Source organism: Armatimonadota bacterium (assembly GCA_036504095.1).
Lineage (GTDB): Bacteria > Armatimonadota > DTGP01 > JAKQQT01 > JAKQQT01 > DASXUL01.
The window spans coordinates 39,901-66,899 of the sequence record DASXVS010000045.1 but is presented as its reverse complement, the minus strand read 5'-3'; the positions used below and the strand labels follow the sequence as shown (position 1 = coordinate 66,899).

At 62.6% G+C, this 26,999-nt stretch carries 21 protein-coding genes and 1 tRNA gene; 9 read left to right on the top strand and 13 right to left on the bottom strand.

The window, feature by feature from the left end:
- The first annotated feature begins 26 nt into the window (after nt 1-26).
- Complete coding sequence (locus VGM51_10135; GenBank protein HEY3413398.1) at nt 27-1,010, top strand: peptidylprolyl isomerase; 984 nt, start codon at nt 27-29, stop codon at nt 1,008-1,010.
- Between the two features lie 106 nt (nt 1,011-1,116).
- Here the strand turns inward: VGM51_10135 and VGM51_10130 are convergent, their stop codons facing one another.
- From VGM51_10130 to VGM51_10100, 7 genes are all read right to left on the bottom strand, one after another.
- The gene (locus VGM51_10130) at nt 1,117-1,971 is read right to left on the bottom strand and encodes an alpha/beta hydrolase-fold protein (GenBank protein ID HEY3413397.1); all 855 of its coding nucleotides are present in this window, start codon (nt 1,969-1,971) and stop codon (nt 1,117-1,119) included.
- Between the two features lie 36 nt (nt 1,972-2,007).
- Nucleotides 2,008-2,898, bottom strand: a complete 891-nt coding sequence (folP, locus tag VGM51_10125) for a dihydropteroate synthase (GenBank protein ID HEY3413396.1) — start codon at nt 2,896-2,898, stop codon at nt 2,008-2,010.
- Nucleotides 2,895-4,214 carry a tRNA (N(6)-L-threonylcarbamoyladenosine(37)-C(2))-methylthiotransferase MtaB gene (gene mtaB / locus VGM51_10120; protein HEY3413395.1) on the bottom strand — a complete coding sequence of 440 codons (1,320 nt, stop codon included), beginning with the start codon at nt 4,212-4,214 and terminating at the stop codon, nt 2,895-2,897. Before mtaB ends, folP begins: the two co-directional genes overlap by 4 nt.
- A gap of 121 nt (nt 4,215-4,335) precedes the next feature.
- Nucleotides 4,336-6,699, bottom strand: a complete 2,364-nt coding sequence (locus VGM51_10115) for a DUF2961 domain-containing protein (protein HEY3413394.1) — start codon at nt 6,697-6,699, stop codon at nt 4,336-4,338.
- An 81-nt stretch (nt 6,700-6,780) separates the two neighbouring features.
- Nucleotides 6,781-7,689, bottom strand: coding sequence for a PfkB family carbohydrate kinase (locus VGM51_10110; GenBank protein HEY3413393.1), 909 nt, complete (start codon nt 7,687-7,689; stop codon nt 6,781-6,783).
- Between the two features lie 163 nt (nt 7,690-7,852).
- Entirely contained in the window at nt 7,853-9,844 is a 1,992-nt protein-coding gene (locus VGM51_10105) for an S-layer homology domain-containing protein (GenBank protein HEY3413392.1), read from the bottom strand.
- Nucleotides 9,845-10,133: 289 nt separating this feature from the next.
- A tRNA-Leu gene (locus VGM51_10100) sits at nt 10,134-10,219 on the bottom strand.
- Between the two features lie 100 nt (nt 10,220-10,319).
- On the opposite strand from VGM51_10100, the gene sppA reads away from it, so the two are divergent.
- The 6 genes from sppA to VGM51_10070 all read left to right on the top strand — a co-directional run bounded on the left by sppA (nt 10,320) and on the right by VGM51_10070 (nt 18,663).
- Nucleotides 10,320-11,555, top strand: a complete 1,236-nt coding sequence (gene sppA / locus VGM51_10095; GenBank protein HEY3413391.1) for a signal peptide peptidase SppA — start codon at nt 10,320-10,322, stop codon at nt 11,553-11,555.
- 264 nt (nt 11,556-11,819) lie between these two features.
- The gene (rimO, locus tag VGM51_10090) at nt 11,820-13,196 is read left to right on the top strand and encodes a 30S ribosomal protein S12 methylthiotransferase RimO (GenBank protein ID HEY3413390.1); all 1,377 of its coding nucleotides are present in this window, start codon (nt 11,820-11,822) and stop codon (nt 13,194-13,196) included.
- Between the two features lie 47 nt (nt 13,197-13,243).
- Nucleotides 13,244-15,034: a hypothetical protein gene (locus VGM51_10085; protein HEY3413389.1), complete on the top strand. Its 1,791-nt coding sequence runs from the start codon at nt 13,244-13,246 to the stop codon at nt 15,032-15,034.
- Between the two features lie 67 nt (nt 15,035-15,101).
- Nucleotides 15,102-16,544, top strand: a complete 1,443-nt coding sequence (gene gltX, locus VGM51_10080) for a glutamate--tRNA ligase (GenBank protein HEY3413388.1) — start codon at nt 15,102-15,104, stop codon at nt 16,542-16,544.
- 143 nt (nt 16,545-16,687) lie between these two features.
- Nucleotides 16,688-18,235: a tail fiber domain-containing protein gene (locus tag VGM51_10075; protein HEY3413387.1), complete on the top strand. Its 1,548-nt coding sequence runs from the start codon at nt 16,688-16,690 to the stop codon at nt 18,233-18,235.
- On the top strand, nt 18,232-18,663 hold the full coding sequence (locus VGM51_10070) for a hypothetical protein (protein ID HEY3413386.1): 432 nt from the start codon (nt 18,232-18,234) through the stop codon (nt 18,661-18,663). The genes VGM51_10075 and VGM51_10070 overlap by 4 nt, the downstream gene beginning before the upstream one ends.
- Before the next feature lie 133 nt (nt 18,664-18,796).
- Here VGM51_10070 and VGM51_10065 read toward each other — a convergent pair whose 3' ends face one another.
- The 6 genes from VGM51_10065 to der all read right to left on the bottom strand — a co-directional run bounded on the left by VGM51_10065 (nt 18,797) and on the right by der (nt 24,911).
- The gene (locus VGM51_10065) at nt 18,797-19,009 is read right to left on the bottom strand and encodes a DUF4926 domain-containing protein (protein HEY3413385.1); all 213 of its coding nucleotides are present in this window, start codon (nt 19,007-19,009) and stop codon (nt 18,797-18,799) included.
- A gap of 2 nt (nt 19,010-19,011) precedes the next feature.
- Nucleotides 19,012-19,353, bottom strand: coding sequence for a hypothetical protein (locus tag VGM51_10060; GenBank protein HEY3413384.1), 342 nt, complete (start codon nt 19,351-19,353; stop codon nt 19,012-19,014).
- Nucleotides 19,354-19,405: 52 nt separating this feature from the next.
- Entirely contained in the window at nt 19,406-21,994 is a 2,589-nt protein-coding gene (clpB, locus tag VGM51_10055; protein ID HEY3413383.1) for an ATP-dependent chaperone ClpB, read from the bottom strand.
- 163 nt (nt 21,995-22,157) lie between these two features.
- A complete protein-coding gene (gene tnpA / locus VGM51_10050; protein ID HEY3413382.1) occupies nt 22,158-22,568 on the bottom strand; it encodes an IS200/IS605 family transposase in 411 nt (136 codons plus the stop codon).
- A gap of 250 nt (nt 22,569-22,818) precedes the next feature.
- Nucleotides 22,819-23,580, bottom strand: a complete 762-nt coding sequence (gene plsY, locus VGM51_10045; GenBank protein HEY3413381.1) for a glycerol-3-phosphate 1-O-acyltransferase PlsY — start codon at nt 23,578-23,580, stop codon at nt 22,819-22,821.
- Nucleotides 23,577-24,911: a ribosome biogenesis GTPase Der gene (gene der / locus VGM51_10040; protein HEY3413380.1), complete on the bottom strand. Its 1,335-nt coding sequence runs from the start codon at nt 24,909-24,911 to the stop codon at nt 23,577-23,579. The genes plsY and der overlap by 4 nt, the downstream gene beginning before the upstream one ends.
- Before the next feature lie 248 nt (nt 24,912-25,159).
- Here der and VGM51_10035 point away from each other — a divergent pair, with 248 nt between their 5' ends.
- Together VGM51_10035 and VGM51_10030 are read left to right on the top strand one after the other, a co-directional pair.
- Nucleotides 25,160-26,344: a sensor histidine kinase gene (locus VGM51_10035; protein HEY3413379.1), complete on the top strand. Its 1,185-nt coding sequence runs from the start codon at nt 25,160-25,162 to the stop codon at nt 26,342-26,344.
- Entirely contained in the window at nt 26,316-26,963 is a 648-nt protein-coding gene (locus tag VGM51_10030) for a response regulator transcription factor (GenBank protein ID HEY3413378.1), read from the top strand. The genes VGM51_10035 and VGM51_10030 overlap by 29 nt, the downstream gene beginning before the upstream one ends.
- Nucleotides 26,964-26,999 lie beyond the last annotated feature (36 nt).

Sequence of the window (26,999 nt, the reverse complement as noted above, 5' to 3'; positions counted from 1 at the left end):
TCCCCTAATCTGAAAGGAGTGTCCGCTTGAAATCGAAGATCACTCGTGGCCTACCCGCTGTCATGCTTCTCGTCAGCGCAGTAGCGGCCCTGGCTGCGCCCGTAACCGCCCCGAAATCAACCGCGAAGCCTGCCGCCAAGGCGCCGGCGGCGGCCAAACTGCCCAAAGGCGTCGTGGCCATGGTCAATAAGACCCCCATCTATGAGAAGGACGTCCTCGATCGAATGTGGCGCGAAGGCGGCCAGTCCGTGACAGACCGGGCCGTGAACCAGACTATCGTTCTGCTGGAAGCCCAGAAGCGCAAAATCGCCGTGACGCCGAAGCAGGTCCAGGCCGAGTTTGACGTCCAGAAGCAGCAGTTCACCAGCCAGGCCGGCCGCCAGCCCGCCGATTGGAATAAGATCGTCGATCGCTACGGCAAGGCGAACATGCTCGCCGACATGAAGATTCAGCTCCTGGCTCGCAAGATCGGCGAGGACGAAGCGAAAACGACGAAACTCACCCCCGAGGAGATCAAGACGGCCGAAGACCAGGTGGAGAAGGACGCCCATCAGGTTCACGCCAAACATATCCTCGTAGGCATCGGCGACCAGTTCGACAAGCGATCCGAAGCGGACGCTCAGAAGCGCATGCAGGAAGTCCAGGACAAACTGAAAGCCGGCGCGAAGTGGGATGACCTCGCCAAGGAATACTCCGACGACATGAGCAACAAGGACCGCGGCGGCGACCTCGGGTTCTTCAAGCGCGGACAGATGGTCAAGGCGTTCGAAGACGCGGCCTTCTCGATGAAGAAGGACGAGATTACCCCCACCCCGGTGAAGACAACTTTCGGCCTCCACCTGATCCAGGTGGTCGAGATCAAAAACGACCCGGTGACTCCGGAAAGCAAGAAGGCCGCCGTAGCCAAGGCTCTCGAAACCAAGAAGCAGCAGGCCACCTCGTCCGGCACATGGTTCAACAAGATCCGCGGTACGTACAAGATCGAAACCAAGTTTCCGCCGGTTCAGTAACCAGCGCGGGTTTGGCTTTCACGAACGGGACCGGCGAATTGCTCGCCGGTCCCGATTTCGTCTATATACCTGTCGTCACACCGGTGACACGATGGGCCGCGGTCCCCTATCGATGCGTCTTGGGAGCCTCGTCGTTTCCGCCGAACAGGAACTCCAGCGGTTTGTCAACGCGGGCTGCCCACGAAACCTCGTTGTGTACCCCGCCGGGAATGACCTCCGCCACGAAATCCGTACCTTCGCGGTAACCGCCCTGCACCAGGGCCGATCGAGCGTCGCGGAACGCCTGCACCAAACGCTGGCCGGCATCTCCGGGTATCTCGTCGGTTCCGACGTCCAGATACCAGTGGATTCGCGATGGACGCTCGGACTCCATACGCGTTCGAATCTCATCCGCGAATTGCATTGCGGGGGACAGCCCCGCCGCGCCGCCGAAAACGTCCGGCCTCGTGAGTGACCCCCAAACGGAGATCAGAGCGCCCATGCTGCTCCCCATCATCGCGGTATCGGCGGGCCCCCGTTTTGTTCGGAACCGGTTGTCAATGAACGGCTTGAGTTCAACGGTGATGAACCTGACGTACTGGTCACCCGTCGGCCCGGGCATATACTCGGACATACGCTTCGGGGTGTTCGCGATACCCACCACGATGATCTCCGGGATGCGTTTAGCCGACCACATTTGCGTCAGTGTTTCGTCCAGCCGCCACTCCTTGCCGATGAACGACCCCTTTTCATCGAACAGGTTCTGAAGGTCATGGGCGTACAGCACCGGATAGCGCCTCTGCGGCGAGGCGGCGTAACTCGGCGGCAGCATCACTGTAACCTTGCGCACGTTCCCAAGAACCGTGGATGCAAACGCGGGGAAGTCTCGAAAATCGCCGGTCCGTGTGCTGGGACGATCGTCGGCGTGGGCGAGGGCAGGCAAAGCAAGAATCAGGCAGGCGATTCCTCTGAATGCGTTCATGCGATTCCTCCTACAGTGGATCGGGCATCGTTTGAACTACGGTTGCCCGCAATGTACGATAGCATCCGCCGTTCGGGCAGTTCGAACAGCGGCCGCCACGTCGTGTACGCGAACGATGGCAGCGCCCGATCGAATGGCCAGCGCCACAGTGGCCAGCGTCGCCTCGAGGCGATCCTCCGGAGCGGCGCCGTTCAGAACGGCGCCGAGTGTGCTCTTTCGGGAGGTTCCCACCATGACCGGCCATGGGAGGCAGGTGATCAGGTTCAGGTCACGGATCAGCCGAAGGTTGTCCCCGACTGTTTTTCCGAACCCGAAACCGGGATCTACCCATATACGGTCTTCGTCGATGCCCCCGGAAACAGCGGCCTCCGCGCGCGCGGATAGGAATCCCGCGACACTTGCGGCGATATCCGCTCCGCGGCGAACCTCGGCGGTGGACCATTGCATGGCCGTGGTGTCCAGCGGGCCGTGCATCAGGCAGATGAAGGCATCCGACTCCGCCACCACGCGAAACATGTGCGCGTCGAACCGTCCGGCGGATACGTCGTTTATGATCCGTGCGCCGGCCCGGATGGCCGCTTCCGCAACCTCCGATTTCCGCGTGTCAACCGATATGGGAACGGAGGATCGCTCGGCGAGGCCCTGGACAACCGGGATAACCCTTTCAAGCTCTTCCTCCACCGGCACGATGGGCGCGCCCGGACGCGAGGATTCGCCGCCGACATCGAGGATATCGGCTCCGTCGGCGAAAAGGCTCAGGCCGTGTTCCACCGCATCCATCGGTCGGTTGTGCCGCCCGACAGACTGGAACGAGTCCGGGGTAACGTTCACGATCCCCATCACCAGGGTCGGGTGGCGAAACTCGCCCTTCCACGGCATGTTGAGGCTTCGGCGCACCCTGTCGCCTGCCGGTTCCGTTCGGTTCATACTCGTACGCCGAGCGCTTCCCCGCCCCGGGCGCCGGTGATCCGTATAGGTACGATCTGGCCCCGAACATCCGCCTCACAGTCCCAGTGCACGCGGATGTAATTGCCGGTCAGGCCGGAATAGAGTCCGGTGGCCGCCGCGCGCGGTTCTGCGAGAACGTCGACAACGGAACCCACGGAGGCTTCAGCCCACGCCTGGGCGCCGGTATCGGACAGCGCCATCAGGCGGGCGGTTCGCTCCTTGCGCGCCACGCCGCCCACCGAATCCTCCATCTCCGCCGCCGGAGTTCCGGCCCGAGGGCTGAACGGGAAGACGTGAATTTTACAGAATCCCATGTCGGCGCAGAATCGCATCGTCTCCTCGAACTGGGCGTCGGTCTCGGTCGGGAAGCCCGTGATGACGTCTGTCGAAAGCGCCACATCCGGAAGACGCCTCCGGACCCGCTCGATCAACCCGGCGAAGTAGGCCGTGTCGTAATAACGGTTCATCGCTTTGAGCGTCGCGTCGTCCCCGGCCTGCAGCGGGATATGCAGGTGATGGCAGGCGCTGCGAACCGCGGCGATGGTATCGAGCAGCGGCAAGGTAACCGTCTTCGGCTCGATGCTGGACAACCGGATGCGGTCAAGGCCCGGTATGCTTGCCATACCCTGAAGGAGGTCCTGGAGACGGCGCGAGCCGTCCCGCCACGAGCCGATGGAAATCCCGGTGAGAACGATCTCCCGATAGCCGTCGGCGGCCAATTGCTGGGCCTCCTCCAGGATGCCCTCAAGCGGGCGGCTCTCGCGGAGAGGGCGTGCTGTCGGGATGATGCAGTACGAGCATCGATAGCCGCACCCGTTCTGGATCATCAGGATGGCCCGCGTTCGCCCGAGGCTTGTGAGGCGGCATTGGGCAGCGTTAGCGGGAATCGCGTCTTCGTCCAGCATTTGCAGCGGGGCGTTGAGCCCTGGCCTGAACGACAGCGTCCGTCCAACCAGAGCCGCTTTGTCTCGATTCGGGACCACAAGGTCCACGCCGGTTGTCGAGCGAAGATTGTCCCGCTCCAACTCCGCCGCGCAGCCGGTCGCCACGACCAGAGCGGCCGGATTGTTGCGTTTCAGCCTGCGTATCTGCCGGCGTGACTTGCCGTCCGCCACGTTCGTAACCGTGCAGGTATTGATGACCACAATGTCGGCGCTCGATGCGTCGTCGGTGATCTCGAAGCCTCGCGCGGCGAAATCCGCGGCGATACGGCCGCTTTCATATTGGTTGGCTTTGCAGCCCAGCGTGGAGAGAGCGACACGTGGGCGCCGCCCGGAATGGTCTGTTTCTATCACCCGATCATTCTAGACACGATGCCCCGCGCGAGCACATGGTGCTCGGGCGGGCATCGCCGGACGCCGGGGCGGCGGGCACCCGGTCCACCTCGGCACGTCGCGCGCTGGTGAAGGACAGGCCCTAAGACGCCGGCGGGATCGGGGCGAACTGGAGGAGCCTGCCGGGGTCCGGGAGGCGCGCCGACACCGCCCACGCAAGGTCTTTCTGCGCAACCTTGAGGACGATCGTGTTCCAGCCTGCCTTCAGGGATACCGGCACGCGGTCCTCGTCGAGGCGGAACCCGCGCACAACGTTGTTGGTGGTGACGAGCGCCCCGTTCGCCCAGACCTGTACTCCGTCGTCCGATCCGATCATCAGCGGCAGGGTCTGATCGTGGGGTGATTTCACGGCAAATGCAACGTAGGCGGCGACGTTCACATGAGGGCTCAGCGTCGCGGCCAGGTCCAGCAGGCCATTCGGCGCGCGCAGTACCGTCCATTTCAGGCTTCTGGATCCGACGGCGTAGGCCCTCGACAGATCGGGGGCTTTCCCATCCGCCGGAAGTGGTGTTTTGGCGCCTTCCGCGCCGGCGATCGGAAACGGACCGAGGACGGCGAAGTCCCGAACGAGCGGCGAGCGGGGCTGGACCCGGACGGCGGCAATCGCGATGGAGGATCCCGACGTTATCCGCACGCCGAGCGCGTGTTTTCCCTCCGTCAAGCGAACCGCGCCGGCGCTCACCTTCCGAATGGGAAGCGGGGCGCCCGTGTCCCGCATGGGCGTTCCTACGGGACTGCCATCGAGGATGAGTGTCGCTTGTGACGCTGTTCCGGCCCCGGACAGGTAGACATCCACGTCGTAATCGTCCGTGAATCGTGCCTCCACACCAAACGAGGCGCCGGATCCGGCGGCACCCTTTATCAGGGTTCGGCCCGCGCCGCGATAGCTGCCCAGCGTCTGCCATGGCTCCTTCCGAATGGTCGCGCCGCCTGTCCCGACCCAGTTCGCATCCGCCGCCTGGATAGCGCCCTCTATCGGCGCCACGAACGGCCTGGGCAGAAGGGCCGAGCCACGAGGCAACGCCCCGGCCACATACTTCGATCCGGCCTTGCCATACCAGTAAATGACGCTGGAATACTCCGAACCGGCGACGTCATCGGTCCCGCCGTGCTCGATGTGGAAGTCGAGAAATCGCCGGAATGGGATGGCGTCGGGAATCTCGAACCGCCAGGCCGCGATCTCATTGTCCGTTTTGTGGCTGAGGCCGTGCAGCGCCACGTCGACGAGCCCGGTCTGGAAATACCAGCCGCAATTATAGAAATCTTCTGTACCGGTGCCGTAGATGTCCGGCGATTTCGAGCCATCCACGTAAACCTTCTCGTCGCCCTCCAGGAACCAGAGGCTTCCATTACCCCGCATACTCTCGGTCACGCCCACAACGTGGCCAACGCCCTGGAGTCTTCCGAAAACGTAATCCCTGCCGCCGACGTTGACCGCGGAGTGGTAATTCGCGTGGAAATACCCATAGGGCGTCGCGGGCACCCCCGGACGGGCCAACCCCGAAAACGACGCCTGGAACGCGGAGCGCGACTGGTTCTCAAGCTCGATTCGCGCGCTCCGGGCAAATGGCATGCGGAAGTAGCAGTAGCCGCCGGTCTCCTCCACTCCGAGGGGTAGCGATTTCCACCGGACACCTTCGAATCCCATTCCGAGAAAATCGGCAAGCGGCGCCTCAACCGCGGACTTCTCGCCGTCAAAACTGATCCGCAGCACGGTCTGCCGCAACGTGGACCACGTCACCCCCGCGGGGAAGGCAAATCGGAGGGAGGTGATCGTTCCCGGCCCCTGTATCGGCTGCGCCCACCGCCCACCCGGCGGAAGGCTGACGAAACGCTTCGGGAGCGCGACAGCGCGCGAATCCGCCAGCGGCGCGCCCAGATGCGACCACACATCCTCCGCCTTGGCCGCGTATCCCGCGTCCGATTCGCTCAAGTCCCCTCCGAATGGAGTGACCTTCGAGTCTTGCGGCAGTTTCTGCCATGTCACCTGGTAGTAGAAGTTCCCCGCATCGGTCGCCGTGATCAGGCAAGATTTCTCGAAGGCTATGGGCACATAGGAGTACCACCCGCCGCTGCTGCGACCGGCGATCGGCGGCGTGAAGCCGCGAACCTTCGCCTCGAAAAGGTCCTGGAACGGAGCGTCGACGACAACCGCTCCATCAACGGTAATCCGCAGCCGTCCGCTCGGATTGGCCGACCACAGCCTCCGAACGATTCCGGGGCCCTTCAGATCCGCGAGCACCTTGACGTTTCCCTCAACGCGCACAAAATGCCCCGCATCGGCGTTTCCGCCGGTCGGATCGTGGCTGGACACCTGGTACGTGCGGACTCCCGGCTTGAGCAGCGGCAGGTCATCCAGATCGTAGAGCTGCCGGAACGGGCTGGCGGCGAACGCCGGCGCGCAGAGGATGCCGAGCAGTGACAGTAGAACAAAGCGTTTCTGCATCAGATGGCCTTTCGAACGGACTAGAGCTAAGGTGGCGCCGCTTCTGGACATTGCCGGGGACCCCAACGGCTACGCGACGGGTCAGGCGCGCTCGTCGGTCATCGTCACGCGCGGCGCCAGGGCCTTCACCTCTTCACGCGTCACATAACCGGCAACGTCATAGCGCATATTGGCAACGCCGGCGGCCAGACCCTCACGGACTGCCTCTTCCCAGGATGTCCCCTCGTGGAGCGCCGCGATTGTGGCGGCAAGGAGGGCGTTTCCGCTGCCGGCCGGATTCCAGGGGCGAAGGGGCGGCGGCGAAAAGCGCATCGCACTGCCCTTCTGCAGCAACAACGCGCCCCGCTTCCCTTCAGACAGAAGGATGGTGGTGCCCGCCTCACATTGAGCCACCGGGTCAATGCCGGCCTCCAACGCCTCCTCCATCTCCTCCGCATTCGGCTTCCACACGTCCGGCACCGCGCGAAGGGCGGAAATCAGGGCCGGACCGCGAGCGTCCACCGCGACGAGCGCACCCTCCGAGTGTGCCGCATCGACGATGTCGTGGTAGAGGTCGGCGCTGGAGTTGGCGGGCAAACGGCCGGAGATGATCACCCAATCGCCTTTGCCGGCCAGTTCCTTCACTTTGGCAAGAAGGCGCTCCGTATCGGCGGGGGTGATGTCCGGGGCCCGGCCCGGCAGCTCGACCATAAAGCCTTGCGTTTCGTCCAGGAGAAGCACGGTTCCGCGGGTTTCGCCCTCAATCTCCACGAAATCATGCTCCAAACCCAAACCGTCCATCAGGCGGGCGTGCCACTGGCCCGCGCCGCCACCCCGGAAGCCGGTCACCACGGTGGGAGCGCCCATCTGGCGGGCAACCACACCGATGCGAACACCGGACCCCCCGGGAGAAACCGTCCAACGCGTGGGCTCAACCTTGCCGCCAAGCGCGAAACCGTTGGTGACGAGTATTTGGTCCAGGGACGGGTTGGCGCTAACGCAGATAATCACGGGTGGCTCCTCCAGGTTACAGCGCGATCGCGGGTCGATCGACGTTCGCACAAATTGTAGGATGAGTTGCGGCCCGGCGAACAGCGGCGCCAAAACGAACAATGCGGGACGGCAGGCGACAGAGTATCAACCCATCACCCACCGCCCCGCATCGATCACCGTTCTAGAACTTCACCTGGAACTGGGCGACCGCCACGTTGCCGCGGGCGTCCTGTCCATCGGTCAGGAAATGGTGCTTGTAATCAATGATCTGGTAGAGAACCCTGAGCGTCGTATTGTCGCCGAGGTCGCTGCCGAGACCGAAGTTGTAGTAGGATTCGCGCGGGTCTCCGTTGGCGGATCGGATGCTTGAATTGGCGAGGTCCTTGTAGAGAACCTGCTCCAACCCCAGATCCAGAGTCGTGGCGCCCGTGAGGTCGTACTTGAGGCCGGCCTTGATGTGCTGGAGTTTGGTGTCACCGGAATTGTCCAACGCATTGCCGATGCCCGATGCGCTCAGCCCGGTTGAACCGTCTACAAGCGTATTGACTCCACGGACCACCGAACGGTAGCTGTCGTACGCGCCCTCCAGGGAGAGGCGGTTGGTCAGCTCGAGTTCGGCATTGCTCACGAAACCCTGAATGTTCGTCGGGTTTTTCCAGGAGCCGATGCTGCCCCAGGCGCCCGGAGCGCCGAAGAAGGGATCGATCCGGCGGTACCCGGCCGTGAGGTCGAGACGGCCGAACTCCCGGGACAGGCGACCGTCGAAAGCGTTGCGTTTGTTGTTCGGCCAGACGCCGCCGCTGCCGCCGAGCTTGGGCTCGTCGGTCAGAAGGCTGGAAGCGAATTCGCCTTTGAACCTAAGTCCCATGGCGAGGTTCAGTTTGGCGTCAGCGCCATAGATCTCAGCACGCTTGACGTTCCGCGAGTTGGAGCCGTCGAAGTAGGTCTGTTCGGCGGTTCCCGCCTCGATATACGTTCCGCCGAGGGTGTTCTCATTGCCGAACGCAAAGTTGGCGTGAACGCCGGCGGACTGCCTCAGTTCGATGAATGCCGGAGGGATGCCCGGGAAGAGAGCGAGCGGCACTTCCTTTAGCGGATTCTGGGGGCGCGGCGTGAAGTTGGTCGTGACGAAGATCGGCATGCCTGTGGAGGTCGCGTCGTTACCATGCTGGCCGGCATAGGCGACGAAGCCTACCGGACCGATGTTGAACTTGCCCTTTGCGCCGCTGAACACGATTTCGCCGTTATCGGTCTTCGTGAGCTTCGTGTAGGTGTCGTAATCCTGCAGGCGAAGCGTGTATGGCGTGAACTTGATGCCGGTCTTGCCAAGTTCCGCCTGAACCTGCCCGAGGATCGGAGCGTGGAACGGAGCGGACACATAAGCCTTCCACGGCGTGATCTCGCTGTTGAGGCTGCCCTTGCCTGCAGCGCCGTACGGAAAATCGACGCGTGGGGCTGAAGCGAACCCTCCGAGGTAGTTGCCGACGTTCAGAACGGTGTTGGCATAGATGCCCTTGTTCACCCGAAGCCTCAGCGCCAGGTCCATATCGTAGTAAACCTGGGCCGGGTCGATGATATTGTCCGTTCGCTGAAGGGTGCGGCCATCGTAATCGGTGGGATAGACCTTGCGGGCGAGCGAACTGCGCTGGATGCTGCTGCCGCGGCCGATGATGTTCATTTCGCCGCTGATGTTCACGCGGGAGAGTTCATCTTCGATCTTGGCGACACGCTTCGTGAGGCTGTTGAGGTCGCGCCGGAGACCGGTCACGTCCACTTCGAGCATCTTGAGTTCGGGGGCGAACTGATCCACCAGTTTGCTGATGGAATCAAAATCCTCTTTGGTGAGCAGGGTCTGCAGGTCTTGCTTGGTGGCGAGGCCGGTCAGGTCCGGTGCAGGTTTCGGCGCCGGGGTGGCGGCGGAGATCTGCTCCTTGATCGATTGCTCCAACTGAGGGAGCAGTCTCGCGATGGCGACGGCAAACTCGTAGCGCGTCATCGCCTTTTTACCGTCAAATGATCCTGAAGGGTACCCAAGCATGTAGCCACGCTGAGAAAGGGTGCTTACCGCCTCGTAAGCCCAGTGGTCCTTAGGTACATCCGCAAATGGAGCCTGCGCGTGCGCCGTGGCAATCGCCGCGACCAGCAACGCAAATCCTGCAATGAGCTTTCTCATGGCAGCGTCCTTTCCGTGGCAGGGCACTGAGAATAGGAGAGGCTGAAACGTCACCCCGGAGAGGCCATGTTTCCTCCGGATTACGCTCCATCGTGCTCTCCGCGGATTACCCGCGCGCCGCATTGCCACACTAACGGTTTCGACAGAAAACCAAGGGTAAGTTAGCATTATGCGGCGGGCAACGGCAATAGCAGGCACTCATGGCGAAAACGGGCAAAATCAAGGGGCCGCGCCGAATAGTACGGCGCGGCCCCCTGATGCTATCATTTGCACACGTGATGTAATACTCTGGTGCCGAAGGTGGGATTCGAACCCACACGAGGTCACCCCCGACGGTTTTTGAGACCGTTGCGTCTGCCATTCCGCCACTTCGGCGCGCGGCGCGACACGTGTCCGCGCACACTAACACAATCTATCAAATATACAGTTCTCTGTCAACCGGCCTCACCGCCGAATCCAAGGAAAGGCGACTCACGTGGACGATCAACCCATCAACCCTGTTTCAGGAGACGCGACGCCGGAACCCGTTGCTGAACCCGCGGCGCCGCCCCCGCAGGCGCCGCCGCCCCAGGGGGCCACTTTCGGCACAGCGCCCGGCGCCAGCGCGACGACATTCGCCGCGCCGCCATCTGCGGCGCAGCCCCCGCTGTATTCTGCCCCCAGAACCTCTTTCTCCCCGCCCCCACCGCCGCCCGCGCGCGACAAGAAGGGCCTGAGTTGGGCGGCATTCTTCGGCGGGGCATTGTTCGGCTGCGGATGCCTTCCATTCGTTGTGATGGCCCTCTTCTTCGGAACCGTGACATCGCTCATCTCCAGAGGCCCGTCAGCCGGCACAGGTCCCAGCCGGGATTCGGTGGGCCTCATCAACGTCACCGGCGTGATCACCTCGGGAGAAGCCGACGGCGGCCCGTTCGGCGGGGCAAGCGGCGCTGAAGCGCAGAGCATCATCGACCAGTTGGAGGAGGCTCGGAAGAACGACAAGATCAAGTCCGTGGTCCTCTGGATCAACAGCCCTGGCGGCAGCGCCGCGGCATCGGATGCCGTGTACACGGAGGTCGAGAAGGTTCGAACCGGCGGCAAGAAGGTTGTCGTGGCGATGGGCGATGTCGCCGCATCCGGCGGCTATTACATCGCAAGCGCCGCGGACAGAATCTACGCCAACGGCGCCACCTTGACAGGGAGCATCGGTGTCATCAGCGAACTGCCCAATTTCAGTAACCCCAGCGGCTGGATCAAGAAGAGCGGTTACGATGAAATCGTGGTCAAATCCGGCAAGTTCAAGGACATGGGCAATCCGATGCGCCCGATGACCCGTGAGGAGAAGGCTCTGTTCCAGGATATGGTCGATGACATCTACAACCAGTTCCTGACGGCCGTCAGCAAGGCCCGAAGGATCGACATGGCCACCCTGCGCCCCCTCGCCGACGGACGCGTGTTCACCGGTCGGCAGGCGGTCAAGAACGGGCTGGTCGATAAGATCGGAACGCTTCGCGACGCCATCGCCTACGCCGGCGAGCAGGGGGGAATCAAAGGCGATCCGCCGATCTATAAACTCAGCAGCAGCCCGCTCTCCCGCCTTCTCAGCGGCACAGGCGAGATGTACCAGGGTTCGATGCAGCGCAAGATGCTGGGATTGCTGCTTCTCGATCCGCGCGCGGCGGCGTTGGCCAAGGCGCTGGAGGGCGGATCCGGGCAGGTCGAGGCCAGGTAAAGAGGCCGGTCGAATGCGGCGCGACCGGTATCGGCCGCGCCACATTCGACCGGCTATGGGGTTGCAGCGGGAGCGGTCCGACGGTTGGACTCCCCTCCCCCCGCGTGTGTATGATAATGACAGAGATATTTGTTTCCTAGTTCGTAGAGAAACGAGCGGGCACTCGCGGCCCGACTCGTTTCTTGGCGTGTTGGGTCGTAACCGTCTTCACCGGACCGCCGTCGGGCGCCGGATGACGACGGGGCAGTCGCGGGGAGCGTGAATTTGGCGGTTAAGGTTGGTCTCATCAGTCTCGGCTGCCCGAAGAATACGGTCGATTCCGAGACGATGCTGGGCCAGCTTCGGGCGGCCGGCATGGAGGTCTGCGCGGACGAAGAACAGGCAGACGTTCTGATCGTAAACACCTGCGGTTTCAAGGAAGATGCTGCGCAAGAGTCGGTGGACGCGCTGCTGGGTACCACCGAGTGGAAAAAGCGGGCCGGAGGCAGGGCGGTTATCGCCGCCGGCTGCCTCGTCCAGCGCTATGGCGCGGACCTGGCGAAAGAGCTGCCCGGCGTGGACGCGTTCATCGGTGTGGGGCAGTATGAAGGCCTGGCTCTCCAGATTCAGAGCATTTTGACCGCCGCCCCGCCGCAGCCGCTCCTGCAGATCGGGCCGCCGCGTCCGATTCCGCACCGGCAGCCGCCGAGGGTCAGGTCAACGCCGCCGTGGACCGCCTATGTGCGCATCAGCGATGGCTGCGACTACCGTTGCGCCTTTTGCACGATTCCGTCGATCCGCGGCGATCACGCCAGCCGTCCGGTCGAGGCGATCGTCGATGAAGTCCGCGCGCTGGCAGAGGAAGGGACCGTGGAAATCGTCCTGGTCGCCCAGGATTCCATGCGATACGGCTGGGACCTGTATGGAACGCTGGCATTGCCGCGATTGCTGCGCGAGCTGGCCAATGTCGATGGCATCCGGTGGATCCGCATCATGTACGCGTTTCCGGCGACCGTGACGGACGCCGTCATCGATGTCATCGCGTCCGAGCCGAAGGTGTGCAAATACCTGGACATTCCGCTGCAGCATGCGGACCGCGGCGTTCTGGAGGCGATGAACCGCCCCGGTGACGGTGACAGGTATCTGCGGATCATCGAGCGGTTCCGAAAGGCGTGCCCGCAAATCGCGATCCGAAGCACCTTCATTGTGGGGCACCCGGGCGAGACGCCCGAAGCGTTCCATGCACTGAAAGGCTTCCTGGCATCCGCTGAACTGGACCGGGTTGGGGTCTTCTCGTTCTGCCGCGAAGATGGAACCCCGGCGGCGACGCTTCCGGGCCAGGTGCCCCATCGAGTCGCGGAGCAGCGGCGCGAAGAACTGATGAAATGGCAGGCCGGCATTTCCCGCCGGCGAAATCGCGCGCTGGTCGGCAGCGCCCTTGACGTCCTGGTCGAGGAGCGAACTGCAAACGGCGCATATAGCGGTCGTACGTATCGCGACGCTCCGGAGATCGATGGAACGGTGGCATTCACGGGCGGCGATTCCGCGCCCGGATCGATTGTCAGTGTACAGATCACCGCTGCGGGCGTGCACGATCTTTCTGGCGTTGCCGAGGGCGCTGACCCGGGCAAAGCCGCTTTCAGGTCTGATAGTCAGTCATAAACCGCGCCCCGCCTTCGGGCGGCGTGTGGATTGAGGAGGCGAATACCTTGTCTAAATCGGCATCTACAGCCGTATTGCGTTCCGCGGCTCTCCGCTTTGTAGCGGACCGCGCCGTTGTGTATCTCCTGCAGGTCGGTGAGCCCGCCAAGACGGGGCAAGTCACCGGTTTCGTGAACGAGGAGCATCAAATCTCCGCGAAGGTCGTTCGTGACGCGCTCACACTCGACCCGCGCTTCGTTCAGCACGAGCGGCGCTGGGACCTTGCGGCCCGCCAGATCGACACCCGCCACCCGATGGAGCGCATCATCGAGGACTTTCTCGGTCTCGTGGGACGCCCCCTGCTTATCGACACCATCGGCGTCGAGATTGCCAAGGCTACTGGACAGACGCCGGAAACAACCACCGAGGTTGTCCGCCGCCTCGTCACAACGCGGCCGAAATTCGCTGTTGTGGCCGGCGACCGCGTCGTCCCGGCAACCTGGCTTCTCAACGTGGTGCCCGGATCGGACGTCGAGGACACCTTGTTCGACAACTTCGAAGACGACACGGTGGTGGCCCGGGTTCGCGCGCTGGTGAAGCCGGCGGAATGGAAGCACCCGGTTGCGGCAGCAACCGCGGCCATCGACAAAGCCGGCGAGCCGCTTCCCGCCAAGGCGCTCGCCTATCTGGCGTATGAAATCGCGCCGTCAGAGTTCTGCGCCCCGAAGTTCCACGACGGCCTCCTGGAGGCAGGGCTCACCCCGCTATCAGACGCTACCTGGATCACGCCCAAACTCATTGAATCTCTGCCCAACCTGTGGGATAAGATCGCCGATGAGCCGCCCGTTGAAGGCGCCCCCGAAGAGGCCTCGCGTCCGGCCGGCGAAATCGCGATCACCCCGGCGGATATGGAGGAAATCGCCATCATCATCCGGCGGTCCGAGAGCTTCATCACCTCCCGCCAGTTGCTGGAACAGGTGCTTGAAGTGAACGCCAGCGACCGCGACTACGGCAAATGGGAAGCCGCGATGGCCGCCGCGCTGCAGGAGCAGGGCGAGGTGATCAGCGTCGGCTGGGACCGTTGGCGCCGGTTTGAAACTATCCCGACCGACATCCTGGACGCTCCGCCAACGCTCGAGTTTGAGTCCTTCTCGTTCCAGACCCTTGAGGGCGAGGAACTGGACGTGGAAATGACCGAAGACGGCCTCGACGGCAACCTGAAGTCGCAGGTAACGCAGCCGATGGCCCTTCTGGGCGGGGAAGCAAAGAGACAGAAGGACGGCTCTGCCCGTTGCACCGTGACGATTCTGCACCACGAGAGCGGCACGCTGCCCGTCAGCGGCGATGCCCCGTACTTCCCAACTGACCCGCCGCTTCTGGAAGCGACAATCTCGGGACCCAGCGGGAAGTTCCCGCTGTGGGTGAACAACCAACTCGGCCTCGCGTACGGCCTCGACGCGGTCTATGCGGACCTGCCGGAATCCGGCGGCGTTTTCACACTCACGCCGGGGAACCGGCCGGGTGAGTATAAACTCGAAGTCGGCGCGGATCTCGACCCCGCGATCGGCATCGACGAGGGCCGCCTGAAAGAGCTTCGCAATATCGCCGCCCGGCCGAACTTCGCCGACATCTCCACGTTTGAACTCATCGGCGAGTTCCTCGAACGGCATCGCAAAGGGGCGGACTTCTTCACGCTGCTGGCAGAAATCTGGGTCATCCGTCCGGTGTCCGCTACGCTGGTCGCCTCGCTGCTCAGTGAGTATTACTGCTTCAAGCAGAACAAGAACGGCTCGTGGTCCTTCGACCCCCGCGAGGTGGACAAGGGCTTCAAGAAGGCCAAGAGAAAGTACGTAAAATAATGGCTGAGGTGTGAGGGCTGAGGGCTGAGCAAGCCACCTCAGCCCTCAGCCCCCGGCCCTCAGCCCTATGAAAGCACGCACCCGATACGCTCCCAGCCCCACCGGACCGCAGCACATCGGCGGACTCCGGACCGCCCTGTACTCGTGGCTCCTCGCCCGCCAGACAGGCGGGCAGTTCCTTCTGCGCCTCGAGGACACCGACCGGGAGCGCTACGACGCCGAGTCGGAACGCAGCATCAAGAATTCGCTCCGCTGGCTCGGCCTGGACTGGGATGAAGGCCCCGAGGTCGGCGGCCCGCACGCGCCGTATACGCAGTCGGAGCGCCTGCCCATCTACCAGGAAGCGGCGGAACGCCTCATCGCGCAGGGCAACGCCTATCGTTGCTACTGTACGAAGCAGCGCCTCGACGAGATGCGCGCGGCCCAGCAGGCCGCCAAGCTTCCCACCGGATACGATCGGAAGTGCCGCAACCTGACTGCCGAAGAGCGCGCCGCCAACGAGGCCGCTGGCCTCCCATCGGTCGTGCGGTTCGCGATGCCGGCAGATGGATCGGTCACGTTCACAGACGCCATCCGAGGCGACATAACCTTCGAGAACGGCCTGCTGGACGATTTCGTGATCCTGAAGTCCGACGGCTACCCCACCTACCAGCTCGCCGCCCCGCTGGACGACGTGCTGATGGAGATCACGCACATCATCCGCGGCGAGGAGTGGATTTCCAGCGCCACGAAGAACATCCTCCTAACGCGTGCGCTCGGCCACGAACCGCCGATCTACGCGCACCTGCCCCTGATCCTCGGCCCCGACAAGAAGAAGCTCTCGAAGCGCAACGGCGATGCCGCGGTGAAAGACTACCAGGACGCGGGCTACCTGCCGGAGGTGTTGCTGAACTTCATCGCGCTCCTCGGCTGGAGCGAAGGCACCGACCAGGAGCTCTACACCCGCGAGGAACTGATCTCGAAATTCAGCCTCGAGAACGTCACCAATCACCCGGCCGTCTTCGACGTCGTCAAGCTGGACTGGATGAACGGCCTCGCAATCCGTGCGATGTCACTCTCCGAACTCGCCAAGCGATGCGTACCCTATCTCCAGGCCGCCGGGCTGATCCCGGATCCGGTGCCCGCGGAGATGCTGGCGTACATCGAGTCGGTCATCGCGCTGGAGCAGGAGCGCCTGCACAAGCTGGCGGACGCCCCGGAAATGACCGCCTTCTTCTTCAAGCACGACCTCGAATGGGATGACAAGGCCCTCAAGAAGGTCCAGGCCGATGGCGCGAAGGAAATCCTGAGCGCTGCCGCGGACGCCCTGGAAGCAACTGCCGACTGGAGCTTCGAGTCGGTGGAGTCCGCCGTCCGCGGCCTCATCGAAACGCGCGGTGTGAAACCGGGCGAGGTGATCCACCCCGTCCGCGCCGCCGTCACCGGCCGCACCGTCGGGCCAGGCCTCTTCGAGACGATCCACGTCCTGGGCAAAGCGGAAACCATTCGCCGGCTGCGAAACGCCTCCTAACCGGGCGGTCATCCTCCCTCTGGTCGCTGGCAGGCGGCCTGTGGTATCATCATCGTTTGTAGCCTGAGCGGCGGCGCTGCGCCTCGCATCCGGAGGGAGGGCAGCCGTTCGCCAGCCGAAATCGATGCTACGTGGAGGTCACGATGATGAAGCCGGTTGCCCGCCTTGCCAGCGCACTTGCTCTCTGCGCCTCACTCGTTCCCCCTGTTTCTGCCGGTGGCGGCGGAAACACCTGGGCCATTCCGATACAGGCCGAACTCAAATCGGCGGCTGGTGTACCCATAAACGGGAATGTGCACCTGGCCTTCAGCCTCTATAACTCTCCAAGCGGTGGAACGGCATACTGGACGGAATTTCGCGACGTCATTGTAACCGCAGGTCTGCTCAACACGTCGCTAGGACAGGTGACCCCGGTTCCCGATCCCTTCCTGGAGCCGGCCTACCTCGGTATCCAGGTCGGAACCGACCCGGAAATGACGCCGCGCCTCTTGATGACGGCCGCACCGTACGCACTGCGCCTGCCGAACGTCTATACCTTTGCCGGAATGGTCGGGATTGGCACCGCTTCTCCCGCCACCACGTTGGATATCATTTCGCATGACCAGGCAACGATGCGCCTGTACAGTGTCAATGGCAGCGCACCCACCATCCTGCTGAACCGTACCGCAGCCTCCGGGTTCGCGCCCGGGAGCCTGGGGGCGCTGAATTTCGGGCTCAATGGGAATACATGGGGCTCAATCGGCGCCAACTTCGCCACCGGGACAAATGATGGCCTGCTTTTTGGCGCCAATTACGGACAGGTGGCAAGGCTGATGTCGCCCGGCCTCTTCGAGTTGCACTCCTCGGTCGGCGATAAGCTGGTACTCTACCGCGCCGCGGACGGGATATCGACCGTCGGAATGGGCGTGCAGGGCAACCTTCTGCAGGTCCATTCGGACACCAACGTTTCAGACATCGCGTTCGGTTACGGCAGCAGCGACAACCTCACCGAGACCGTCCGCTTCTCCCACCTCGGCCGCGTCGGCATCGGTACGACCGCGCCCGCATTCCCACTGGATATCGCGTCTCCCGGTCAGGCTGTGATTCGCATGCAGAGCGCGGCGACCGGGTATGGCTCCGTCATCGAACTGCGCAACAACTCTGCCCCGCAGACGATGATTGGCGCTATTAACTTCCCGCACAACACGGACGGAACGATCGGTCAGATCGCCTACTTGTCCGGACATCAAATGGTGTTCACCATAAAGAGTTTGGAAGCGATGCGGATCACGGACTACGGCCGCGTGGGAATCAACCAAGCGGTTCCCATGTATATGTTGGACGTCGGAGGATCCATCAACGCCAGCAGCAGCGTTAGGGCCGCTGGCGTCCTCCTCACGTCCGACGCCCGGTACAAGCAGCACGTCTCGACGCTGGACGGCGCGCTGGACAAGGTCCTCGCACTCCGCGGCGTAGCGTTCGACTGGAACCGCCAGGCATGGCCGAAGAAGGACTTTCCGGAGGGACGACAGGTCGGCTTTGTGGCGCAAGAGGTGGAGAAGGTGCTGCCCGAGGTGGTAAGCGCCGGCGCGGACGGGTATAAAGGCGTAGCCTACCAGAACATCGTGCCCGTTCTGGTGGAGGCGATCAAATCGCAGCAGAAACAGATCGATGAAATGAAGGCTCAGGTGGAGCGCCTGACGGCGAAATGAGCTACCTCAGATTGAAGGCGTCTGATCGTGTGGTGAGGAAACTGAAGGTTATTCTGATCCTGGTGGCGCTTGCGATGGCCGGCATCTTAGGCCTCTTCGCGTATGAAATGCACGAGGAGGCCCTTCTCATCGGGCCGGACATGGCTTTCGATGCTCGGCTCTGGAAGGCCACCGAACTCGGCGGCATGAACACCACCCGGATGCGTATGGAGAACGACCTGTTGCGGAAGCAACCGCTTGTCGGAATGACGCGACGGGATGTAATTGCCCTCCTCGGTCCGCCTGACCCTGAATATGCACCCAATGGTACGATGGTCTACTGGCTGGGTCCTGGGGGAGGACCTTTCGGATTCGGGATAGACAGCACCTTTCTGGAAGTCCGCCTCACGAACGACCGGGTGGTGGCTGTACGCGAGACCAGCGGCTAACTGCCCAACGGCTCGCGGTTAATCATCCGGTGCGTCCTTGGTGAAGACCAGTTCTCCGTGTTCAGCATTTATCGGCACACCCCAAATTGAAACGGGCCGCCCCTCTGGGAGCGGCCCGGTACGAGTAACATGATCAGGCGACGGCAGGCTGTCTGGACGGAACGGCCTCGATGTCCGCTGGGTGCATCACAACAACATGGGTTGGGTCCGTCGTGGCAGGAAATTCCACGTCGTAACCCTCTCCATCACCGTATATCTCTAAAATCGCGCCCCGATCACCCTTGATGAGGCCATATTCAGGAAAATCTTTGGTCGTCCTGACAATCGTGAAGAGTTCCAGAGCCATTATCATTCGCCTCCCAAGTCAATCAGCGTGATGAGTTTCGGCGCTATCTTGCCGTGATCTATCTGCCAGATCGACGTAACATACGGATTGCGTCCGTCCGGCGATTGAATTCTACCACGTACAGCCCATTTGGCACCATATTCCGTATCGCCCTTGTATTCCGCAGAATTGTCCCGAATGTGTTTGTGAAGTGCATCGCGCAGGAAATGCGGGTATTCGGAGTCGAACCCGAACCGATTCAGGAATCGGCATTTTGGCCCTCCAGCTTCGTTATCAGGGTTCAGAAGGTACTTGCTAAGCTTGCCATCGGCGATGATGGCCCTGCCGGCATTTGGTACTGTCACGCCACCCCTCCGCTACTTCGTCAATCCCACTGGTGACCCCGCCAATACGCGTCTATTCTTCCGCCTCGTCCTTGGTGAAGACCAGTTCGCCGTGTTCGGCGTCTACCAGGACCGTGTCGCCGTCGGTGAACTCGCCCTGCAGCATTTTCATCGCCAAAACGTCCTGGACTTCGCGCTGGATGGCGCGTTTGAGCGGCCTCGCGCCGTAGACCGGGTCGAACCCGTCTGCGGCGAGGCTGGTCTTGGCGGCGTCGCTCACCTCCACTGTGATTCCCCGCGCTTCGAGGCGCTTCTTCAGTCCGCGCAACTGGATGTCCACGATCTGCTTGATCTGTTCCGCGCTCAGCGAGTGGAACGTGATGATCTCGTCCAGACGGTTCAGGAACTCGGGACGGAAACTTGAGCGCAGCGCCTGCATCACGGCATCGCGGCCTTCCTTGCCCGCGCCGAACTCCTGCAGGTACTGGCTGCCGATGTTGCTCGTCAGGATCAGCACCACGTTGCGGAAATCGACCGTGCGGCCCTGGCCGTCCGTGAGGCGGCCGTCGTCCATCATCTGCAGGAGGATGTTGAAGACGTCTGGGTGCGCCTTTTCCACTTCGTCCATCAGCACCACGCTGTACGGCCGGCGGCGCACGGCCTCGGTGAGCTGCCCGCCCTCTTCGTAGCCCACGTAGCCCGGAGGCGCTCCGACGAGGCGTGACACGGAGTGCTTCTCCATGTACTCGCTCATGTCGATGCGGATCATCGCGTGCTCGTCGTCGAACAGGAACTCGGCCAGCGCCCGCGCCAATTCGGTCTTGCCAACTCCGGTGGGGCCGAGGAACATGAAGCAGCCGATGGGGCGATTCGGATCGCCGAGGCCCGCGCGCGACCGGCGGACAGCGTTGGCGACGGCTGCGATGGCCTCGTCCTGGCCGACAACGCGCTCGTGGATCTTGATCTCCATCGTGAGGAGTTTGTCGACCTCCCCCTGCAGCAGGCGTGAAACGGGGATGCCGGTCCATTTGCCGACCACTTCGGCGATGTCCTCCTCGTCCACTTCCTCCTTCAGGAATTTCACGTCCTTCTGGAGTTCGGCGAGGCGCGCGTTCAGGTCCTTCAGGCGCTGTGTTAGCTCGGGCAGTTTCCCGTAGCGCAGTTCGGCGGCCTTTTGGAGGTCGCCCTGGCGCTCCGCCTGTTCTGTTGCCACGCCGGCCTGTTCGATCTGCTGCTTCGTCGCCTGGATCGCCTGGATGCCGTCCTTCTCCTGCTGCCAGTGGGCCTTCATGCCGCCGATCTTCTCGTTTAGCTCGGCGAGTTCTTCGTCCACCTTCTCGAGGCGTTCCCTAGCGACAGCGGTTTTGTCCCGCTTGATGGCTTCGCGCTCGATGGTGAGCTGTCGGATGCGGCGGTCGATCTCGTCGATCTCGGTGGGCATCGAGTCGATCTCCATGCGCAGGCGTGAAGCGGCCTCGTCGATGAGGTCGATGGCCTTGTCCGGCAGGAACCGGTCCGCGATGTACCTCTGGCTGAGCGTGGCGGCCGCGATGAGCGCGGAATCGGTGATCTTGACTCCGTGATGGACTTCGTACTTCTCGCGCAGGCCGCGCAAGATGGCGATGGTGGCTTCGACGGTCGGCTCGCCGACCACGATGGGCTGGAACCGCCGCTCCAGCGCGGCGTCTTTCTCCACGTGCTTTCGGTATTCGTCCAGCGTGGTCGCGCCCACGCATCGCAATTCGCCCCGGGCGAGCATCGGCTTGAGCAGGTTGCTGGCGTCCATCGCGCCCTCTGCGGCGCCGGCGCCCACGATGGTGTGGAGCTCGTCGATGAAAAGGATGACTTGCCCTTCGGCGGCAGCGATGTCCTTCAGGACGGCCTTCAGGCGGTCCTCGAACTCGCCCCGGTACTTGGCGCCGGCGATGAGCGCTCCCAGGTCGAGCGAAACCACGCGCTTGTTCTTCAACCCCTCGGGGACGTCGCGCGCGACGATGCGCTGGGCGAGACCTTCGACGATGGCTGTTTTGCCCACGCCGGGTTCACCGATCAGCACGGGGTTGTTCTTGGTGCGGCGGCTGAGGACCTGGATGGTGCGGCGAATCTCGTCATCGCGGCCGATGACGGGGTCGAGTTTACCGGCGCGCGCCGCCTCGGTGAGGTCGCGGCCGTACTTCTCGAGCGCTTGGTACTTGTCTTCGGGGTTCTCGTCCGTCACGCGCTGGTTGCCGCGGACTTCCTGGAGGGCTTCGTAAACACGTTCGCGGGTCACGCCGGCCGTCTTGAGCAGCCGCCCTGTTGCGCCGGGATCCTCGATGAGGCCGAGGAGGAGATGCTCCGTGGAGACATACTCGTCCTTGAGACGCCCCATCTCGTCCCACGACCGGTCCAACGCGCTGTTGAGGCGTGGGCCGACGTTCACGTTGCCAAGCCCGCCGCTCACCGACGGCATCCTGCCCAATTCGGACTGAATGCTCTGGTCAAGCGCCGGCAGCGAGGCGCCGAGTTTGCCCAGCAGCGGGCGAACGATGCCCCCATCCTGCTGGAGCAGTGTCGCCAGAAGATGCTCCGGCTCAATCTGAGGTTGTCCCTTATTCGAGGCCAGGTCGTGCGCCGCTCTGAGCGCCTCCTGCGCCTTAACAGTCATTTTGTCCACACGCATTTGATTGCCTCCTCTATTCAGTTTCGCTAAACCACCGACTGAAGTCGGTGGCAGGCCAGAGAATGTCGGCTGAAGCCGACTCATTCGACTACCAACACACCCCTCCGCTCACCTGCCCTACATCTGTCGGCTTCGGCCGACATCCGAACGTCAGCCACCGACTTCAGTCAGTGGACGGCTCCAGGATCGCCTTCGCCGTGCCGCCCCTGTGATGCTCCTCTTGATTCGCAATGTACTTCGTCATCTTGGGAACATCCCAGCGGGACACAGAGAATCCACTGTATCCTTCTTGCCATCCAAAGCCATCGAGGTCCGGAACCTGGCGGATGGCGTGTGACGATACACCCTTAACCTGTTTGGCAAGGTGGCTGATATCTAGAGTAGCCGGCAGTCTGGAAAGCAAATGAACGTGATCTTCGAACCCACCCAACGCAATCGGCTGCGCGCGAACCGATTCACATTCCGCCCGGATCACAGCATATGCGATGTCACGAGTCTTACCTGCCAGCAGCGGTTGTCTTGCCACCGTTGTCCAGACGAGATGAACGTAAATCTCAGCGTGGCTTCCCGGCATGGTTGCCTCCACTAGACCCACCGACTGAAGTCGGTGGCGGGCCAGAGAATGTCGGCTGAAGCCGACTCATTCGACTACCAACACACCCGTCTGCTCACCTGCATTACATCTGTCGGCTTCAGCCGACATCCGAACGTCAGCCACCGACTTCAGTCGGTGGTCGCACTCAGCCCGCGGAGGCGGGCTTCGTGCCTGTCAGAGCCGCGACTTCAGTCGCCGGGAAAATATGTACTGATTACCCGGAAGAAGTTCAACCTGGCTCAGTCGGTGGCTTTCTCCCGAACTTCGACTCCGTGCCGTTCAACAGCCTCTTGTAATTCGCCCGGTGCTTCACCGTGATGAGCAGCGCCGCCGCCAGGCCAAACCCAAGCAGAGGCGTTAATTCGGCGGTTCCCCGATGCCAGTACCACAAACCGAGCGGAACGCACCACGCGCCAAGCGTCGAACCCAGCGACACGTACCGCGTTACGAGGACCACAACGATGAACACCGTCGCGATGAGCACCGCCACCCGCCAGTCGAGGGCCAGCACCACGCCGAACCCTGTGGATGCCCCTTTGCCGCCCTTCCCCTTGAGGAAAAGTGACCAGTTGTGCCCAACCATCGCGGCAACGCCGACGAGAACGGCCACCGCGGCAACCACGAGTCCCGTCTCGACAGACATCCCTCTCTGTGTCAGGTATACGTAATTCGTGGGGATGGGCATCGCTCCGTCGATGGGATCGAACACCGGCCTGCCCCATACGCGGAGGCTCTTGAACAGGCCAACGAGCCATATCTGCGAAGCCGCGACGGGTAGAAACCCCTTCGCCAGGTCTAAAAGCAGAACGATGGCCGCCCACGCGGGACCGAGTGCCCGCAAAACGTTGGTCGCCCCGATGTTCCCGCTTCCAACGTTCCTTGGATCCACACCGCGCATCCTGCCGACCAGAACGCCGAAGGGGATGCTGCCGACCACATACGCCGCCAGGACAAGAGGTATGAAGCTCCACCACTCCACCAGCACCATCATGCCTGCTTCTCCCGCTTCTCACGGTCCTCGCTGCGCCGCAGGAAGAGCCGGACCGGCGTTCCCACGAATCCGAACGCATCCCGAATGCGGTTGATCAGGTATCGTTCATACGAAGAGTGCGTGATGTCCGGGTTGTTGACCATCACGGATATCGTGGGCGGCTTCACGCGGATCTGTGTCGCGAATCTCACCTTCAGATCGCGTCCGCGCCGCGTGAACGGCCGCGCGTCCACTGCCTCGCGGACCACACGTGTCATCTCCGCCGTCGGAATGCGCAGCGCGTGGTTATCCGCGGCGACCTTGACGGTCGACAGGATATCCTTCACGCCGCGCCCCGTGATTGCCGAGGTGAAGATCACAGGCGCGTACTCCAGGAACGGCAGCTTCTCCTTCACGTCCTGGGCGAACTTGTGCATCTGCGTGTTGCTGATCAGGTCCCATTTGTTGACGATGATCACGCAGGCCCTGCCGGCATCGTCGGAGATTCCGCCCACGCGCGCGTCGCCGTCCGCAACACCGTCGTTCGCATCGATGATAAGCGCTGTGACGTCGGCTCGCTCGATTGCGCGTTGCGCTCGAAGCACCATGTAATACTCGACGCTTCCGGCCACCTTTCCGCTGCGGCGGATGCCCGCGGTGTCCACCAGGGTGTATCTGTCTCCCTCGAACTCAACCGTCGTGTCAACCGCATCGCGCGTGGTCCCCGGCACGGGGCTCACTATCGCTCGCTTCTCTCCCACCAGCGCGTTCAAAAGGGATGACTTTCCGACGTTCGGCCGGCCGACGATGGCAACCCGGATGACATCCTCTTCGACCTCCGGCTCGTCCATTTCCGGCGGAAGCGCCTTCACGACCTCGTCCAGTAGGTCGGCGACTTCGCGCCCGTTGAGCGCGGAAATCATGAACACGTCGCCAAGTCCCAGCCCGTAAAACTCCAGTGCGTCCCCTTCGCGCTTGAAGCTGTCGGTCTTGTTCGCCGCCAGGATCACCGGGGTGCCGGATTTGCGCATCACTTCTGCGACTTCCTGGTCCACCGGCGTCGGCCCCTCCAGCGCATCGACGAGAAAGATGATGGCGTCCGCCTCCGACACGGCGGTCTGGGCTTGAGCGTAGATCTCGTTCTGCATGAACTCCGCGCCGTCCGGCACGATTCCGCCGGTATCCACGAGCGCGAAGGCACGGCCGTTCCACTCCACGTTGGCGTAGAGACGGTCACGAGTGATACCCGGCGTGTCCTCCACGATGGCGACACGCTCACCCACGATTCGATTGAACAGGGTGGATTTGCCGACGTTTGGCCGGCCCACGATAGCAACTGTTGGTTTTGACATCTTGATAACTAGAGACTCAACTCTTATGACTATTATACTATAAATGCTGTTCGATTGAAAGGGCGAAATGGTCTCCAGGCTGAACCTATTGTAGCGCCGGCACGGGCCGCAGCCTTCAAAGGGTCCAACACGTCGGCAATTGGCGTTCCCGAGCGCCTGAACGCTTGGTTCCCGTCCCCATTGGTGTTTCGTATGCACTCCGTGGCATGATGTGACTGGCGGCCTAGCAAGCCGTACGGAGGAATGCGATGGATACCGGCCGGCGCATCGACAAGATCTTCCTTCTGCACATCTGGGCATGTGTACCCTTCGCGCCGCTGTGGCTCCTCGGCGGTACGGAAAGCCACATGACCCCGTCCTCGGACACGATGCACATCGTTGTCGGGGTCGTTGGCGCGTACCTTCTCTTCCGCACGTGGGTCGTCCTTCGAGGAGGTGAACTCGCGAAGTGGGCCCTGTTGTGGTGTGTGATGGACTCGCTAATCGTGACCGGAATCCTCATCGGCCTGCACGATGCCGAGGATCCCACAGGTTTCATCTATTTCCTCGCAGTAGCCTACGCCGGACTTCGCCTGAGCGTCAAGCAGGTCATTCTTGTTACGTTGTTGAGCGTGCTCGGCCAGTTCGGCGCCGGGCTGCTCAGCCACACGTGGGACAAATACTTTATCGACGGCAACTACATGTACGTCGGCTTTCGGCATTTCTTCATCATCCTGGTCGCCTCACTCATCACATTCCTGCGCCGCGAGAGCCAGAAAGTGGCGCGCCAGCTCGCCGTCAGCGAGTACCAGAGCGATCTCTCGGCCGAGATGCACGACGGCATCCAGCACGACCTCGTATTGATCGCGCGGAGGCTGGACCTCGCTGAAGCCGTCTCCGAGACCGACCCTCTCCGCGCAGCGTCCATCGCGGTTGAACAGCGTGAAACGGCCCGCCGCGCCTCGGACGAGCTTCGATTTCTCATTCGCCAGACGCGACCCGATTCCCTGAGTCCCACGGATTTCATGGACGCGCTGCGACAACATCTCGTCACCTTGAGCGAACGATTCTCCATCCGCATCGATTTCGGATACGACGGTCCGCCATGCGAATTCCCCGCAGCGTATCAACACAACGTCCTCCGCATCGTTCAGGAAGCGGTGACCAATGCCGTGAAGCACGCTGAAGCCTCCCGCATCACCGTTCGCATCCGGAGGGGCGGGCGTTACTATCACATCCGTGTCTGCGATGATGGCATCGGGTTCTCCGACGGCGCAAATGGGGGCTCCGGATTCGGCCTTGCCTCGCTGCGCGCTCGCGCCGAATCTCTTGGCGGATCGACCCGCATCGTCGACCGGGCACGTTCGGGCGCCGTCATCGTCGCCCGACTCCCCATCCAGCCGCCGGACAGAAAGGCCTGGTTCCATGGACTCCATTCGCGTGCTGCTCATTGAAGACGAGGGCTTGCTGCGCAACACTCTCGCGGAATTGCTCCGGCTCCAACCGGATATGGAGGTTGTCGGCGAGGCGGTCGACGGCGAACACGGTGTGAAGATCGCGAAGGTTCAGCGCCCCGATGTTGTGCTGACAGATATCCAGATGCCGCGCCTCGACGGAATCGAAGCAACGCGCCAGATCCGCGAGGCGCTTCCCGCAACCGTGGTAGTCATCCTCACGAATTACGATGACGACGAGCGTCTCTTCGGCGCGTTGAAAGCCGGCGCGCTAGGGTACGTGCTGAAATCCGCATCCCTTCCGGAGATTGTGGAGGCGGTCCGCGCGGCCCGTCGCGGCGAGGGAACGCTTCCGCCAAGCCTGGTGACCCACGTCCTGAGCGAGTTCGCGCGTCAGGCCAACGTCCTGCACAAGCACCACGAGATGTTCACCGAACTCACCCGGCGCGAAATGGAGATTCTCGAGCAATTGGGGAAAGGACTGCGGAACCGGGACATCGCCGACGGCCTCTTCCTCAGTGAGCGCACGGTGAAGAACCACGTCAGCGCCATCCTGTCCAAACTCCACGTTAACAGCCGGACCGAGGCCGCCCTCATCGCCAAACAGGCCGGACTGTAAGCGATCCTGGGGGGTACCGGAAATCCGGTACCTCGC

Bases quoted from the DNA above. Each gene is read 5' to 3' on its own strand.
- VGM51_10130 (HEY3413397.1), bottom strand. From the start codon at position 1,971: ATGAACGCATTCAGAGGAATCGCCTGCCTGATTCTTGCTTTGCCTGCC.
- folP (HEY3413396.1), bottom strand. From the start codon at position 2,898: ATGAACCGAACGGAACCGGCAGGCGACAGGGTGCGCCGAAGCCTCAAC.
- VGM51_10115 (HEY3413394.1), bottom strand. From the start codon at position 6,699: ATGCAGAAACGCTTTGTTCTACTGTCACTGCTCGGCATCCTCTGCGCG.
- VGM51_10105 (HEY3413392.1), bottom strand. From the start codon at position 9,844: ATGAGAAAGCTCATTGCAGGATTTGCGTTGCTGGTCGCGGCGATTGCC.
- gltX (HEY3413388.1), top strand. From the start codon at position 15,102: ATGAAAGCACGCACCCGATACGCTCCCAGCCCCACCGGACCGCAGCAC.
- VGM51_10075 (HEY3413387.1), top strand. From the start codon at position 16,688: ATGATGAAGCCGGTTGCCCGCCTTGCCAGCGCACTTGCTCTCTGCGCC.
- VGM51_10070 (HEY3413386.1), top strand. From the start codon at position 18,232: ATGAGCTACCTCAGATTGAAGGCGTCTGATCGTGTGGTGAGGAAACTG.
- VGM51_10065 (HEY3413385.1), bottom strand. From the start codon at position 19,009: ATGGCTCTGGAACTCTTCACGATTGTCAGGACGACCAAAGATTTTCCT.
- clpB (HEY3413383.1), bottom strand. From the start codon at position 21,994: ATGCGTGTGGACAAAATGACTGTTAAGGCGCAGGAGGCGCTCAGAGCG.
- tnpA (HEY3413382.1), bottom strand. From the start codon at position 22,568: ATGCCGGGAAGCCACGCTGAGATTTACGTTCATCTCGTCTGGACAACG.
- plsY (HEY3413381.1), bottom strand. From the start codon at position 23,580: ATGATGGTGCTGGTGGAGTGGTGGAGCTTCATACCTCTTGTCCTGGCG.
- der (HEY3413380.1), bottom strand. From the start codon at position 24,911: ATGTCAAAACCAACAGTTGCTATCGTGGGCCGGCCAAACGTCGGCAAA.
- VGM51_10035 (HEY3413379.1), top strand. From the start codon at position 25,160: ATGGATACCGGCCGGCGCATCGACAAGATCTTCCTTCTGCACATCTGG.
- VGM51_10030 (HEY3413378.1), top strand. From the start codon at position 26,316: ATGGACTCCATTCGCGTGCTGCTCATTGAAGACGAGGGCTTGCTGCGC.